The sequence below is a fragment of the Streptomyces spiralis genome (assembly GCF_014654675.1).
Classification (GTDB): Bacteria; Actinomycetota; Actinomycetes; order Streptomycetales; family Streptomycetaceae; genus Streptomyces; species Streptomyces spiralis.
Genome location: NZ_BNBC01000021.1, coordinates 128,758 through 144,785, shown reverse-complemented (window position 1 = coordinate 144,785; position 16,028 = coordinate 128,758). Strand labels below are relative to the sequence as shown.

Here is a 16,028-nt window from a genome sequence, read left to right as displayed (position 1 = left end):
AGGGGGCTCAGCGGTTGGGGATGGGGCGTGGGTTGTACGACGCCTTCCCCGTGTTCGCCGAGGCCCTGGACAGCGTGACGGCCGAGCTGGACCGGCATCTGGATCGGCCCTTGCGTGAGGTGATGTGGGGCGAGGACGCCGATGCCCTCAACGCCACGGGATACGCCCAGCCCGCGCTGTTCGCCATCGAGGTGGCCCTGTTCCGCCTTGTCGAAGCGTGGGGGATACGGCCTGACGTACTCGTCGGTCACTCCATCGGCGAGCTGGCCGCAGCTCACGTGGCCGGGGTGCTGTCCCTGGTGGACGCGGCCCGGCTGGTCGCGGCCCGGGGTCGGTTGATGCAGGCGTTGCCCGAGGGTGGTGCGATGGTCGCCGTGCAGGCCTCGGAAGACGAAGTCCTGCTGCTGCTCACCGACGACGTGTCCATCGCAGCGATCAACGGGCCCACGTCCGTGGTGGTCTCCGGCAGCGAGGACCAAGTCCTCACGATCGGCGAGCACTTCACAGCGCTCGGTCGTAAGACGAGCCGCCTGTCGGTGTCGCACGCCTTCCACAGCCCGCTGATGGAACCGATGCTGGCCGACTTCCGCGCCGTGGCATCGGAATTGACGTACAACGCGCCGAGGATGACCACCATCTCCACGGTCACCGGCGAGACCGCCACCGACTGGCAGTCCCCCGAGTACTGGGTCGGTCAGGTCCGTGCCGCCGTCCGCTTCTCCGACGCCGTACGTACGGCCGAGGAGTCCGGTGTCCGTACGTTCGTGGAGCTGGGCCCCGACGGCGTCCTCGCCGCTCTCGCCCAGCAGACCCTCGCCTCGGACGAGACGGTCGTGGCCCCGGTCCTGCGCAAGGACCGCCCCGAGGCCGAAGCCATGGTCACCGCATTCACCGGGCTCCATGTCTCCGGCGTACGGGTCGACTGGAGCGCCTACTTCGAGGGCACCGGCGCCCGCCGCGTGGATCTGCCGACGTACGCCTTCCAGCGCAGGCGCTACTGGGTGGAGCCGGCCCGGCCCACCGGGGACGCGACCGCCGTGGGTCAGCTGGCGATGACGCATCCGCTGCTCGCCGCGGTGGTGCCCGCGCCGGACTCCGAGGCGGTGACCTTCACCGCGCGGCTGTCGGTCGAGGGTCAGCCGTGGCTCGCCGACCACGCCGTGCACGGCGGGATCCTGCTGCCCGGTACCGGGTTCGTCGAGCTGGCCGTGCAGGCGGGCGACCGGGTCGGCTGCCCGGTGCTGGAGGAGCTGATGCTCCAGGCGCCGCTGGTGCTGCCCGAGCGCGGCGGTGTCGCCGTCCAGGTCGTGGTGGGCGAGCCGGACGAGCGGGCGCGGCGGACCGTACGGGTGTACTCGCGGCCCGAGCAGCGGCCCGACGAGCCGTGGACGCGGCACGCGGACGGTGTGCTGGGCGCCGGTACGGCCGACGCCCCCGCCGGCCTCGCCCAGTGGCCGCCCGCCGGGGCCGAGCCGCTGGACGCGGAGGGTCTGTACGGCGTGCTGGCGGCCCGCGGGTTCGACTACGGCCCGGTGTTCCAGGGCGTGACGGCGGCCTGGCGGCGCGGCGACGAGCTGTTCGCGGAGGTCGCGCTGCCGGAGCGGGCGCGGGCGGAGGCGGCCGAGTACGGGCTGCACCCGGCGCTGCTCGACGCCTCGATGCACGTGCTGGGCTTCGGTGGCCTGGGCGCCGACGAGGACCAGGGGCAGGCGTTGCTGCCGTTCAACTGGGCGCGGGTGCGGCTGCACGCCGAGGGGGCCTCGGCGGTGCGGGTGCGGCTGTCGCCGGCCGAGGGGCAGCGCAACGCGGTCCGGCTCGACCTGGCCGACGCGGCGGGAGCGCCCGTGGCGACGGTGGGCGCGCTGACGCTGCGGCCGGTCGCGCCCGAGCAGTTGGGCGGTGGCGGGTTCCGTGACGCGCTGCTGGCCGTGGAATGGCAGCCGGTCGCGGCAGGTGCTGCGCCGGGGCCGTGGGCGATCGCCGGGCCGGGCCTTCGGGTGCCGGGCACGCCGGTGGCGACCGGACTGGAGGCTCTCGGGACCGAGACGCCGGGGGTGCCGGAGGTGCCGGACAGCGTGCTGCTGCCGGTGAGCGGGAGCCGGTCCGCCTCCGACGCCGTCTCCGAGGCCGCGTCCGGCGGGCCCGAGGACGACGTCCTGCACGGCGTCCGGGGCGCCGTCGGTGCGGCGCTGGCCGCCGTGCAGCGGTGGCTCGCCGACGAGCGGTTCGCCGCCTCCCGCCTGGTGCTGGTGACGCGCAACGCGATGGCGGTGAAGGACGGCGAGGACGTCGACGTACGGCAGGCCCCCGTGTGGGGTCTGGTGCGGGCGGCGCAGGCGGAGAACCCCGGCCGGTTCGTGCTGCTGGACGTCGCGGGCGACCCCGGGGACGAGGTGTCGCCGCGCGCGATCGCGGCCGCCGTCGCTTCCGGTAAGCCTGAGCTGGCGGTCCGCGGCGAGACGGTGCTGGCGCCGAGGCTGGTCCGGTCGGCGGCGGCCGGCGGGGACGCGCCGTGGGACCCGGAGGGCACGGTGCTGGTCACCGGCGGCACCGGTGGCCTGGGCGCCCTGGTGGCCCGGCGCCTGGTCGCCGAGCACGGCGTACGGCACCTGCTGCTGACCAGCCGCCGTGGCCCGGACGCCCCGGGTGCGGCGGGGCTGCGGGACGAACTGGCCGGGCTCGGCGCACAGGTGGACATCGTCGCCTGCGACGTCTCCGACCGGGACGCGGTGGCCGCGCTGATCGCCGGTGTCGGCGCCGGGCATCCGCTGCGCGGTGTGGTGCACGCCGCCGGTGTCGCGCACAACGGGCTGGTGGGCGCGCTCACCCCGGAGCAGGTGGACACGGTGCTCGCCGCGAAGGCGGACGCGGCCTGGCATCTGCACGAGCTGACGAAGGACCTCGGCCTGACGGCGTTCGCGCTGTTCTCCTCGGCGGGCGGCCTGGTGATGGCGGCCGGTCAGGGCAACTACGCGGCGGCCAACGTGTTCCTGGACGCGCTGGCGCAGCACCGGCGTGCGCTCGGCCTGCCCGCCACGTCCATGGCGTTCGGCCTGTGGGACACGGCGACGGGGCTGAGCCAGTGGCTGAGCGAGACGGACCTTCAGCGCATGAGGCGCACCGGTACCCCGGCGCTGTCCGAGGAGGAGGGCCTGTGGCTCTTCGACACGGCGGTGGCGTCCGAGGCGGCGTCGCTGGTGCCGCTGCGGGTGGATCCGGCCGCGCTGCGCGCCCGTACCGACGAGGTGCCCGCGCTGCTGAGGGGCCTGGCGCCCGCCGCACGGCGGCGCACCGCCGCCGCCACCGGGCCCGCCGAGGCCGGGGCGCTGCGCGCCCGGGTGCGCGGGCTCGGCGAGGCGGAGCGGGAGCAGGCCGTGCTCCAGGAGGTGCTGGCGAGCGCCGCCGAGGTGCTGGGATACGGCGACCCCGGCGCGCTGGATCCGCAGGAGGGCTTCCTGGAGTGCGGGTTCGACTCGCTGACGGCGGTGGAGCTGCGCAACCGGATGAACGCGGCGACCGGTCTGACCCTGCCGGCGATGGTGGTGTTCGACAGCGGCAACCCGCTGGAGTTCGCCCGGCTCGTCGCGGCCCGCCTGCGGGACGCGGCCCAGGAGCCGGACGGCGAGCGGCCCGCGGCCGGGCCCGAGGGGTCCGGCCGGGCGGACGGCCCACTGGGCGACGCGCTGGGCGACACGCTGTACGGGCTGTTCCTGGACGCGATCATGTCCGGGAACCTCCAGCCGGGCCTCGCCATGCTGCGGTCGGTCGCCGCGCTGCGGCCGGCGTTCTCCTCGGCCGCCGACCTCGACGTCCTGCCCCAGGCGGTGTCGTACGGGCGACGCGGCCAGGGCGCCGAAGGCGGCCGAGACAACAACGGCAGCCGGGGCGGCCGAGGCAACGACGGCAGCCGGGGCGACGAAGGCGGCGAGGACGGTGCGGGGCTGCGGCTGATCTGCCTGAGTACGCCCACCGTGGCGGGCGGCGTGCACCAGCACGCCCGGCTCGCGGCCCGGCTGTCGGTCCCGGTGCTGGGGCTCCCCACGCCCGGCTTCGGGCGGGGCGAGGCGCTGCCGGAGTCCTTCGAGGCGGCCGTGGACGTCCTGGCGGCGGCCGTGCTGGAGGCCGCCGAGGGCCGGCCGTTCGCACTGCTCGGCTTCTCCTCGGGCGGTCTGCTGGCGCACGCCACGGTGGCCCGGCTGGAGCGGGTGCACGGGGTGCGGCCGGCCGGTCTGGTCCTGATGGACACCTACCGGATGGGCCCGGCGAACGACGCGATCTTCAACCAGATGGCGTTCGCGGTGGAGGACAAGGCGGCCACCCTGGGCGCGTTCAGCAGCGCCGAGCTGTCCGCGATGGGCCGGTACGTGGAACTGCTGCCCCAGTACCGGCAGGAGGACACCGAGGCCCCGGTGCTGTTCGTACGGGCCGGTGACCTCTTCCGTCTCGGGGACGACGAGTCCGTCGCCCCGGACAGCGACTGGCAGGCCGACTGGGAGGGCGCGGACACCGTGGTCACCGTGCCCGGCACCCACTTCACGATCGTCGAGCAGCACGTGGACACCACGGCTCCGGTGGTCGACGACTGGCTGACGGGCCGCACGGCCCCCCGAGCAGAGGTGGAACTCTCGTGAGCATCGACACGAGCATGGGACGTATCGAGACAGGCGCCGACCGGGGGATCGGCACGGCCGCCGGGCACGCCGCCGCCCGGCCGGCCCCCGTACAACCCGCCCAGCGCATCCACGAGTTCATGCTGGCGTCCGCCCGGACCGCACCCGAGTCCCCGGCCGTCCTGGAGGACGACGGGGACGGCGGGTTCCGCATCCTGACGTACCGGCAGCTGGAGCGCAGGGTCCACGACTACGCCGTGACCCTGGACGGGCTCGGGCTGGACATCGGCGACCGGGTGATCCTGGAGTCGGACAACTCGGCCTCGGCGGTGGCGATGCTGCTCGCCTGCTCCACGCTCGGGCTGACCTTCATCCCGGTCAGCCCCGAGGTACCCGACCCCCGGCTGCACGCCGTCATCGACTCGGCGCGGCCCGCGCTGCACGTGCAGACCGTGCAGGGGCGGCGCGAGGGGATACCCGAGGGGACCGGCACGGCGCGCTTCGGCCCGGCGGGGGTCACCGTGGAGCGCGCCCCCGCGCCCCGGACCCGGCTGCGCCACGAGGCGGTCACCACCGACCCGGCCTACATGATCTTCACCTCGGGCACCACGGGGCGGCCCAAGGGCGTGGTGATGAGCCACCGGGGCGTGCTCTCCTTCTACCGGGGCATGCTGGCGCGCGGCATCGTCGGCCCCGGGGACCGGGTGGCGACCACGTCGCCGCTCCAGTTCGACTTCGCGCTGCTGGACATCGGGCTGGCGCTGGGCAGCGGGGCGCTGCTGCTGCCCGTGCCGCGCGAGCTGCTGCACTGGCCGCGCAGGCTGCTGAGGTTCCTCACCGAGACCGGCGCCACCCAGGTCGACGGGGTTCCCTCGATCTGGCGGTCGGTGCTGCGGCACGAGGCCGACGGGCTCGCGGCCCTGGCCGGGCAGGTGCGCGGCGTGCTGTTCTCCGGCGAGGCGTTCCCGGTTCCCGAGCTGCGCCGCCTGCAGGAACTGCTGCCCGGTCTGCGGGTGGTGAACTGCTTCGGTCCGACCGAGACGATGGCGTTCTCGCTCACCGATGTGCCCGATCCCCTGCCGGAGGGCACCGACCGGCTCTCCATCGGCTTCGCCTACCCCGGCGCGGAGATGCTGCTGATCGACGACGACGGCCGGCCGGTGACCGAGCCCGGCGTGGTCGGCGAGATCCATCTGCGCGGCCCGTCGCTGTTCAACGGCTACTGGGACGACCCGGAGGCGACCCGGGCGGCCCTGGTGCCCGACCCGCTGTGCCCCGAGTCCGGGCAGCTCGTGTACAAGTCCGGAGACCTGGCCTGCCGGGGGGAGCACGGCGAGCTGTACTTCGCCGGGCGGGCCGACCTCCAGGTGAAGATCCGCGGCAACCGGGTCGAACTCGGCGAGATCGAGCGGCGCCTGCTGGAGTTCCCCGGTGTGGACGCCGCCGCCGTCGTCGTACGGCCCCTCGACGGGGACGACCTCGAGCTGAACGCGTTCGTGGTGCCCGCCCGGGGCGCCGCCCCCGAGGCGGGCTCGCTCACCCGCTTCTGCAAGCAGACGCTGCCCGCGTACATGGTGCCGCGGCGGATGCACCTGCTGCCCGGCCTGCCGCTGACCCCCAACGGCAAGACCGACCGCCGGGACCTGATGGCCCGCCTGGACGCGGGCGCCTGATCCCTGCCACCTGATCCCGGCCGCCTCCCGCTCGGCCCCCCGGCCCGATCCCTTCGGCGGTCGTCGATCACCCCTATCGACCCCTGAATCCGCCCCGACGACCCCTGATCTGCGCCCGGCCCACCCCCATCAACCCACCCGATTCACCACACTCGCCCTCGACCCCCTCACCCACCCTCGGGCCCCCTCGCGACCGACCCCGTCGCCCGTCCACCCCCACAGCCTCAGAATCGAGGAACACGTCATGACTGCCCCTCAGCCCGGAACCGACGACGCCGCGGGCGCCGCGCCCACGGCGGGCAGGAAGGAGTGGATCGCGCTCGGCGTGCTGCTGCTCCCGGTGCTGCTCGTCTCCATGGACCTGACCGTCCTGTACTTCGCCATCCCCTCCATCAGCACCGACCTGCGGCCGTCCGGCGACCAGCAACTGTGGATGATCGACGTCTACGGCTTCGTGCTCGCCGGTCTGCTGATCACCATGGGCGCGCTCGGCGACCGCATCGGCCGGCGCCGGCTGCTGCTGCTCGGCGCGCTGGTGTTCGGCCTCGGCTCGCTGCTGGCGGCCTTCGCGTCCAGCGCCGAGATGGTGATCGTCGCGCGTGCCCTGCAAGGCGTCGGCGGCGCCACCCTGATGCCGTCCACGCTGGCGCTGATCCGCAATCTCTTCCACGACCAGACCCAGCGGCGTACGGCGGTCGCCGTGTGGTCGACCGGCATGGCGGCCGGCGCCGCGCTCGGCCCGGTGGTCAGCGGCGCACTGCTGAACTGGTTCTGGTGGGGTTCGGTCTTCATCATCAACGTGCCGGTGATGGTGCTGCTGCTGGTGCTCGGGCCCCTGCTGCTCCCGGAGTTCAGGGCCGCCCTCGCCGGCCGCTTCGACATGCTCAGCGCGCTGCTGTCGCTGGCGTCCGTGCTGCCGGTCATCTACGGCTTCAAGAAGATCGCGATCGACGGGTTCGACCTGGTCCCGGTCGCCTCGGTGGTGGTCGGCCTGGCCGTCGCGCCGCTGTTCGTGCGCCGTCAGTTCCGGGTCGAGCAGCCGATGATCGACGTGGAGCTGCTGCGCAACCGGGTCTTCGGCGCGTCCGTGCTGACGAACACGCTGGCCTCGTTCATCCTCGTCGGCTACTCCCTCTTCAGCACCCAGTACCTGCAGAACGTGCTCGGCATGAGCGCGCTGAAGGCCGCACTGTGGACCATCCCGGGCACCATCGCCGTCGGCGCCGCCGTGCCCGTCGCCACCGTGCTGGTCAGGACCGTCAGGCCCGCGTACATCATCGGCACCGGGTTCAGCGTCGCCACGTTCGCGCTGCTGATGCTCACCCGGGTGCCGGCGAGCGACGGCCTGGCGTACATGCTGGTCGGCATCATCGCGCTCGCCGTGGGGCTCACGCCCGTCCTCACCCTGGTCACCGAGATGGTCGTCGGCCAGGCGCCGCCCGAGCGCGCCGGGTCCGCGTCCGCCCTGCTGCAGACCGGTCAGGAGTTCGGCGGCGCGCTGGGCATCGCCGTGCTGGGCACCATCGGTGCCGCCGCCTACCGGGGCAGCTCCGCGCTGGACGCGCCCGCAGGCGTGCCGCACCAGGCCCTCGATCCGGCCCGCGAGACCATCGGCGGCGCCCTCGCCGTCGCCCACACGCTGCCCGGGCCCGCCTCGGAGAGCCTGGTGACGGCGGCCCGCGAGGCCTTCACCACCGAGGTCCACGTCGGCTCGCTGGCCGGCGCGCTCGTCATGGCGCTCGCCGCCGCGTTCGCGCTCGTCACGCTGCGCTCGGTGAAGAACGACACGGAGCGCTCCGCCGAACTCGCCGCCGTACCGCAGGAGACGGCGACCGCCGCCGGCGCCGTGTGAGCTCCGCCGAAGCCGCGCAGGCCGCCCGGACCCGCCTCATGGGCCCGGGCGGCCTTCGTGCTGCTGTCGAGCCGTCCTCGTGCCGTCCTCGTGCTGCCGTCGCGTCGCCGTCGTGGCGCCGCGCGGCCTCGGCGTCCGTCCGCGGCCGGCCGATCCCGCCCGTCGTAAGGGGTGGGCCTGGGGTCCGGTCAGGGGTCCTCTGGAGTGCGGCTCTCCCTAGCATCGAACCGCTTCCGAGCGAAGCCCGGAACCCGCCGGGCATCAGGCTGGAGGAAAGTTCGCATGTCCTTGCTGGCAACCGACCTCGTGGGAACGGGGCGCTTCCGCGCCTACGGGCCGCGGCAGCTCGACGAGATAGCGGATCGCTACGGATTGCCGACCGAGGTACGGGAAACCGTCCGGCTGGTGTCCCTGGTGCTGCCCTTCCGGGTCAACGCATACGTACTGAACGAACTGATCGACTGGGACCGCGTCCCCGACGACCCGATGTTCCAGCTGGTCTTCCCGCAGCGCGGCATGCTCCCCGAGCAGGACGAGCGGGGCCTGGCGGCGCTCTCCGCCGACCCGGGCACCAAGGCGGGCCTGCGCGCCCTGGTCCAGCAGATCCGCGGCCGGCTCAACCCGCACCCGTCCGGCCAGAAGGAGCTCAACGTCCCCACCACCCGGGACGGCGCCCCGCTGCCCGGCATGCAGCACAAGTACCGCGAGACGGTCCTGTACTTCCCCAGCCAGGGCCAGACCTGCCACGCGTACTGCACCTACTGCTTCCGCTGGGCCCAGTTCGTCGGCGACGCCGACCTGCGCTTCGCCGCACCCGACCCCGGCGGCCTCGTCACCTACCTCGGCGACCACCCCGACGTCACCGACATTCTGGTGACCGGCGGCGACCCGATGATCATGACCACCGAGCGGCTGGTGAACCACCTGGAACCGCTGCTCGGCGTGGACACCGTCCGCACCCTCCGGATCGGCACCAAGTCCGTCGCCTACTGGCCCCAGCGGTTCGTCACCGACCCCGACGCCGACGACCTGCTCAGGCTCTTCGAGAAGGTGACCGCCACCGGCCGCAACCTCGCCGTGATGGCGCACTTCAGCCACCCGCGCGAGCTGCGCACCGACATGGCCCGCCGCGCGATCGCCCGCATCCGCTCCACCGGCGCGGTCGTCTACTGCCAGGCCCCGCTGATCGCCCGCGTCAACGACGACGCCGCCGACCTCGCCGCCCTGTGGCGCGCCGAACACGCCGTCGGCGGCGTGCCGTACTACATGTTCGTCGAGCGCGACACCGGCCCGTACGACTACTTCAAGGTGCCGCTCGCCCGCGCCGTGGACCTCTTCCAGGCCGCCTACCGCACCCTGCCCGGACTCGCCCGCACGGTCCGCGGACCGGTGATGTCCGCGACGCCCGGCAAGGTCGTCGTCGACGGCGTGGAGGACACCCCGGAGGGCCGCTTCTTCCAGCTGCGCATGCTCCAGGCCCGTCAGCCGGCCCTGGTGGGCCGCCCGTTCCGCGCGTTCCACGACCCCGCCGCCGCCTGGCTCGACGAGCTGCGGCTGCACCCGGACACCCCCGCCGACATCGCACGGGCCGTGACCGGATCCGCCCGGGCCGCCGAGGCGGCCGAGGACCGCGACGACACCGCGGACACCGGCCCGCTGGCCGTCGCCGCCGGGGCCCACTGAGGAGCCCGAGATGACCGACACAGCCGCGAACGGCACAGCAGCGAACGGCACAGCGACGGCCGGTACAGCGACGGCCGGCATGCCCGCCATCCGGTCCAGGATGTCGCCGAACCTGGAGCTCAACCAGCTCGTCGAGCAGCGCCGGGCGGCCGGGGAGCCCCTGGTGCACCTGGGCTTCGGCGAGTCCCGGCTGCCGCCCTTCGCGCCGCTCGTCGAGCGCGTCGCCGCCGGGGCGCGGCAGACCGCGTACGGCCCGGTGGCCGGCGACCTCGTCGTACGGAGCGCGGGGGCGGGCTACTTCACCCGCCGCCGGCTGCCCACCGAACCCGACCAGGTCGTCGTGGCGCCGGGCAGCAAGCCGCTGCTGATGGCCCTGGACCTGGTGGTGCCCGGCGACGTCCTGCTGCCCCGCCCGGCGTGGAACACCTACGCCCCGCAGGCCGCCCTGGCCGGCAAGCGGGCCCTGGCCGTGGAGATCCCCGAGGAGTGCGGCGGGGTCCCCGACCCGGGCGCGCTGCGCGAGCGGATCCGGGCGGCGCGGGCCGCCGGTCACGACCCGCGCATCCTGGTGCTGACCCTGCCCGACAACCCCACCGGCACCCTCGCCCCGCCCCGCCTCGTACGGGAACTGTGCGCCATCGCGGAGCAGGAGGACCTGCTGATCGTCTCGGACGAGATCTACCGGGACGTGATGCACGACCCCGCCACCCCCTACCTCAGCCCCGCCGAGGTCGCCCCGCGGCGGACCGTGGTCACCAGCGGGCTGAGCAAGAGCCTCGCGGTGGGCGGCTGGCGGATCGGCATCGCGCGGTTCCCCGACGGGCCCTGGGGCGAGGCGATCCGGGCCGGGGTGCTCTCCGCGGCCAGCGAGATCTGGTCCACGCTGGCCCGGCCCATGCAGGAGGCGGCCGCGTACGCCTTCGCCGAGCCGCCGGAGATCCGGGAGCGGCTCGCGGCGAGCGCACGGCTGCACGGGACCGTCGCCCGCGAGGTGCACCGCATCTGTGTCGCGGCGGGCGCCCGCTGCCGCCCCCCGGTCGGCGCGTTCTACGTCTACCCCGACTTCGAGCCGCTCCGTGAGGAGCTCGCCGCCAAGCAGTCGGTGACCGACTCGCCCTCACTGGCCCGCTCCCTGCTGGACCGGTTCGGGGTCGTGGTGCTCGGCGGGCATCTGCTCGGCGACGACGAGGGCGCCCTGAGGTTCAAGGCCGCCACGAGCATGCTGTACGGCGCGACGGCCGAGGAGCAGCAGCAGTCGCTGGACGCGGAGGATCCGCTGGCGCTGCCGCATGTGCGCGCCCCCCTCGACCGGATCGAGGAAGGCCTCATGGGGATCCTCGGCTGATCCGGCCCGGGAATCCCCGTCCGATTGTGGTTCGGGTCCCCGAAAATCGGGCCGGCTCGAAAAAGAAAAGCCGACCGGCTCGAATCGGGGAATGTGATGTCCGAATCGGGCCGGCCGGGATCTTTGAATTCAGGCGTTCGGGTTCGCCATGGCCTTGAGTGTGCGCCACAGGATGTCGGGAGTGGCGAAATTCTCCCGGTGCAGGGCGTCGTCCAGGAAACGCACCTGGTAGGTGCTTTCCAGGGCGGCGAGCAGTTCGACCGTACCCACCGAGTCCAGCCCCAGGTGGGGCAGGTCGGCGTCCCCGGTCAGCGGCTCGTCGGACGACAGGTACGGCAGATACGGGCGGAGTACCGCCTCGAATGTGCCGTCCCAGGAATCATTCAGCAGCGCGCCGTTTTCGGCGACGGAAATGTTATCGGTCATACGAGAATAATGAAGCCGGTGCGGGTGGGTGTCAATGACGCTTTCGGCACGGCTGATTTCTGCCGGAATTCCGACGAGGAGGAGCAGAGATGGAAGGCGCAGAGTGGGAAGGGGTTCCGTCGAGCGCGCTGCACGGCCGATTCCTGCGCGGTCTGCGGCGGTCCCCGCGGGGCGTCGCGGTGCGCGTCGGCCAGGACACGGTCACCTACGCCCGGGCCCATGAGCTCGCCCTGTCCTGGGCCGGTGCCCTGCTGGCCGCGCCCGGCGGCCCGCCCAAGGCCGTGGCCGTCGTCGCGGGCCGCAGCCTGACCGCGTACCTCGGCATCCTGGCGAGCCTGTACGCGGGGGTCACCGCGGTGCCGCTGCTGGCCGACTTCCCGGACGGCAAGATCGCGGCGATGCTGGAGTCCGCCGAGGTCTCGGCACTGATCGTCGACGACGAGGGCGCCGCGCTCCTGCCGCGCCTCGCCCACCACCCCGTCGGCTCCCGCGACCTGGCGGTCCTGGCCCCGCACATCACCCCGTCCGCCGCCGCCCTGTCCACCGCCGGCGCGACGGGCCCCGGGCCGGCCGCCCCGTCCGTGCCCGGTGCCTTCCGCCCCGTCACGCCCCGCCCCGACACCGCGCTCACCCGGCCCCGTCCCGCCGGCCCCGACGACGTCGCCTACGTGCTGTTCACCTCCGGCTCCACCGGCCGCCCCAAGGGCGTGCGCCTCACCCACGGCAACATGGCGCACTACTTCGGGCTGATGGACGCCTGGTACGACTTCACCGAGCACGACGTCTTCTCCCAGGCCGCCGGGCTCAACTGGGACTCGGCCGTCTCCGACCTGTGGTGCGCCTGGGCGGTCGGCGCCCCCCTGGTCTCGGTGTCGCCGCACGCCTACCGCGACCTGCCCGCCTTCGTGAACGAGCACGGCATCACCGTCTGGTTCTCCGCCCCCAGCGTGATCTCCCTGGCCCGGCGCACCGGCCGGCTCACCCCCGGCAGCATGCCCACGCTGCGCTGGACGTACTTCGGCGGCGAGGCACTCCAGTTCCAGGACACCGACGCCTGGCAGCAGGCCGCCCCGGACTCCGCGGTGATCAACGTGTACGGCCCGACGGAGATGACCATCACCACCCACCGCCACCGCTGGTCGCCGACGGAGTCGACGCGGCTCGGCGTCAACGGCGTCGTACCGCTGGGCCGGCTGCACGACGGACACGCCGAGCTGCTGCTGGACGCCGACGGCACCGCCTGTGCCGACGAGGGCGAACTGTGGCTGTCCGGGCCGCAGTTGTCGGCCGGCTACCTCGACCCGGAGGACGGCCGGGGCAAGTACCTCGAGCGCGACGGGGCGCTGTGGTACCGCACCGGGGACCGGGTGCGCCGGCTGCCCGACGGCCAGCTGGTCTACCTCGGGCGCACCGACTCCCAGGTGCAGGTCCAGGGCTACCGGGTGGAGCTCGCCGAGGTCGAGCACGCCCTGCGCGCCGGCACCCCGGTCGCCGACGCGGTCGTGGTCGGCGTGCCGGTCGCCAACAGCACCGAACTGGTCACCTTCTACCTCGGCGAGCCGCTCTCCCCCCAGGAGCTGCGCCGGGCCCTGCTGGAGCTGCTGCCGCCGCAGATGGTCCCGCGCCACTACCACCGGCTCGACGCGTTCCCCCTCAACACCAACAAGAAGACCGACCGGCTGCGCCTGACCGCGCGCGCGGCGGAACTGCTCGGCACGCCCGCACAGGGCACGTCCCCCCACACGGACCACCGATGACGTACGGAAACGGAAAGGGAAGACCCATGCTCAGTCTCGTCGGAGCGGGGCGCGGGGCGGTGCGCAGACTCGCGCTGCTGGCCGTGCTCCTGCTCGCCGCCGCCCTGCTCTCCACGGAGCCGGCCACGGCGACCGGGGACGATGTCGACGCCACCGGGAGCTCCTCCTGGCCGACGTTCGGGCACGACCTGGCACAGACCCGCTACAACCCGGCCGAGAAGACGATCGGCCCGAGCAACGCGGGCCGGCTGAAGGCCAAGTGGACGTACCAGACCCACGGCGACGTCTCCGCCACCCCCGCGGTGGTCGACGGCGCGGTGTACTTCCCCGACTGGGGCGGCTACCTGCACAAGGTGGACGCGGCCACCGGGCGGCAGATCTGGTCGTACCCGATATCCGACTACAACGGGTTCGCGGGCTCGGTGTCCCGCACCAGCCCCGCCGTCGTCGACGGCGTCGTCTACATCGGCGACTACGACCACGCGTACCTGATGGCGGTCAGCGCGAAGAGCGGCCGGCTCATCTGGCGCAAGCAGCTGGACACCCAGTACCTGGCCGTGCTCACCCAGTCGCCCGTGGTCTACCGGGGCGTGATCTACGAGGGCGTCTCCTCCCGCGAGTCGGAGCTGAAGGGCGCCGACCCGACGTACGACTGCTGCACGTTCCGCGGCAGCATGAACGCCCTGGACGCCAGGACCGGCCAGCTGCTGTGGCGGACGTACACCGTGCCGGACAACGGCGGCAAGCCGGGCGGCTACAGCGGTGTCGCGGTCTGGGGCGCCCCGGCCATCGACCCGTCGACCAACACGGTGTACTTCACCACCGGCAACAACTACCAGCTGCCGCAGAGCGTCCTGGACTGCCAGAGCGCCGGCGGCACCCCCGGCGAGTGCATGGACCCGAAGAACTACGTCGACTCCGTGCTGGCCGTCGACATGTCCAGCGGCCGCGTCAAGTGGGCCTCCGGCGCGCGGAAGTTCGACGCCTGGAACAGCGGCTGCGTGGAAGGGCTGCCGCCGAACAACTGCCCCACCAACCACGGTGAGGACAGCGACTTCGGCGACGGCTCGCACCTGTTCACCATCAAGAACGCGGACGGCACGTACCGCAAGGTGATCGGCGCCGGCGAGAAGAGCGGCGAGTACTGGCTGCTCGACGCGGCCACCGGCGACGTCGTCTGGAGCGCGGCGGCCGGCCCGGGCGGGCACGTCGGCGGCATCGAGTGGGGCACGGCCTACGACGGCAAGCGCATCTACCTGGCCGAGGCCGACTTCAACAAGCTGCCGTACCCGATGGCCGACGGCACGACGATCAGCGGCAGCTCCTTCGTGGCCCTGGACCCGCAGACCGGCCGGATCCTGTGGCAGGTCGCGGACCCCTCGGACGGATTCGCCTGGGGCGCGCTCAGCATCGCGGGCGGCGTGGTGTACGCCTCGTCCACCAGCGGTCACATGTACGCGATCAACGCGGCCACGGGCGCTTACCTGTGGGACTTCAAGGGCCCGTACTCGTCCAACGCCGGCCCCGCGATCGTGGACGGCACCGTGTACTGGGGCAACGGCTACGCGCGCTTCGCGGCCGGCGGCGGCACCACCGGCAGCAGCACGGAGGGCACCTTCTACGCCTTCAGCGTCGACGGTCGCTGATACCGGCACGCACAGGGGGGCCGGTGCCATCGGGCACCGGCCCCCTTGCGTGCGCGGAGCGAACGTCAGACGAGCACCGCCGGCCGCCGCCGCACCGGCCGCATGACCGACTGCGGCGTGACCGGCCGCACCCGGAACGCCCGCGTCGTCGCGGCCACCCGTGTGAACAGGCCGTCCTGGCCCGCCACATGCAGCGTGTCCACGCCCGCCCCGGTGAGCGCGGCCACCACGTCGGGCCAGCGCACCGTGCGGACAAAGCCGTCCAGCAGCATCCCGCGCACCTCGGCGCCCGTGGTCAGCGTCCGGCCGTCCTGGTCGGCGACCACCGGCAGCAGCGGATCCGACCAGGTCAGGCCGGAGAAGATCTCCGCGTCCACGCGCTCGCGCAGCGGGCCGAACAGATGGCTGTGCATCGGCGGCTTCATCGTGTACAGCGGCATGCCGCCCAGCGAGCGGATCCGCTGCTGAAGTTCCTCCAGCACCCCCTCGCGCACCGTGAGCATGAAGAAGTCGCGGTCGACGACGCAGGCCAGGTCGTGGAACTCGCCGCGCTCCTGAAGCTCCTCGCGCAGCAGCCGCAGCTTCTCCTCGGGCAGCCGCGCCATCGACTGGGTCACCAGCTCGGGATGCTCGGCGGCGAAGTACTCGTCCATCACCTCGGCGAGCCGCGCCGTCATCCGCACCGCGTCCGCGAAGTCCAGCACCCCGGCGTACACCGAGGCGGCCCGGCCGCCGAAGCTGGGGCCCGCCACCAGGTCCGGGCGGATCTCCAGCCGTTCCTCCGCCCAGCGGGCCAGCGCCAGGCAGTTCACCACGAAGGAGATCTGCCCGTACACCGAGTAGTCGCCCTCGGTCTGCTGGTAGCGGTCCGTCAGGCGGTAGCCCAGCACCTCGTCCGCCGTCGCCAGCAGCTGCCTGGCGTACGGGTTGACCAGCATGAACCTGGCCACCTCGGAGAAGGGCGTGGGCCCCATCCCGGGGAAGACGACCGCCGACCCCTGCCTTGCTCGCATGTCCGTGTCACCGGGAACGTGAG

9 protein-coding genes are annotated in these 16,028 nt (G+C 73.4%); 7 read left to right on the top strand and 2 right to left on the bottom strand.

The features are described from left to right. The 5 genes from IE318_RS22235 to IE318_RS22215 form a co-directional block, all read left to right on the top strand. Window positions 1-4,631, top strand: a 4,631-nt coding sequence (locus IE318_RS22235; protein ID WP_229903670.1) for an SDR family NAD(P)-dependent oxidoreductase, incomplete at its 5' end; no start/stop codon positions are given. Next, a complete protein-coding gene (locus IE318_RS22230) occupies window positions 4,628-6,283 on the top strand; it encodes an AMP-binding protein (protein ID WP_308438587.1) in 1,656 nt (551 codons plus the stop codon). The genes IE318_RS22235 and IE318_RS22230, both read left to right, overlap by 4 nt. 244 nt (window positions 6,284-6,527) lie before the next feature. Further along, a complete protein-coding gene (locus IE318_RS22225) occupies window positions 6,528-8,135 on the top strand; it encodes an MFS transporter (protein ID WP_189902972.1) in 1,608 nt (535 codons plus the stop codon). Window positions 8,136-8,417: 282 nt separating this feature from the next. After that, window positions 8,418-9,818, top strand: a complete 1,401-nt coding sequence (locus IE318_RS22220) for a KamA family radical SAM protein (protein ID WP_229903669.1) — start codon at window positions 8,418-8,420, stop codon at window positions 9,816-9,818. Between the two features lie 100 nt (window positions 9,819-9,918). Then, window positions 9,919-11,163, top strand: a complete 1,245-nt coding sequence (locus tag IE318_RS22215) for a pyridoxal phosphate-dependent aminotransferase (protein ID WP_189903004.1) — start codon at window positions 9,919-9,921, stop codon at window positions 11,161-11,163. Window positions 11,164-11,292: 129 nt separating this feature from the next. On the opposite strand, the gene IE318_RS22210 is transcribed toward IE318_RS22215, so the two are convergent. Beyond that, entirely contained in the window at window positions 11,293-11,589 is a 297-nt protein-coding gene (locus IE318_RS22210) for a phosphopantetheine-binding protein (protein WP_189902970.1), read from the bottom strand. Window positions 11,590-11,678: 89 nt separating this feature from the next. Here IE318_RS22210 and IE318_RS22205 point away from each other — a divergent pair, with 89 nt between their 5' ends. Beyond that, complete coding sequence (locus IE318_RS22205) at window positions 11,679-13,346, top strand: AMP-binding protein (protein ID WP_189902968.1); 1,668 nt, start codon at window positions 11,679-11,681, stop codon at window positions 13,344-13,346. A gap of 26 nt (window positions 13,347-13,372) precedes the next feature. After that, window positions 13,373-14,992 carry an outer membrane protein assembly factor BamB family protein gene (locus IE318_RS22200; protein WP_189902966.1) on the top strand — a complete coding sequence of 540 codons (1,620 nt, stop codon included), beginning with the start codon at window positions 13,373-13,375 and terminating at the stop codon, window positions 14,990-14,992. 65 nt (window positions 14,993-15,057) lie between these two features. On the opposite strand, the gene IE318_RS22195 is transcribed toward IE318_RS22200, so the two are convergent. Beyond that, complete coding sequence (locus IE318_RS22195) at window positions 15,058-16,005, bottom strand: ACP S-malonyltransferase (RefSeq protein WP_189902964.1); 948 nt, start codon at window positions 16,003-16,005, stop codon at window positions 15,058-15,060. Window positions 16,006-16,028 lie beyond the last annotated feature (23 nt).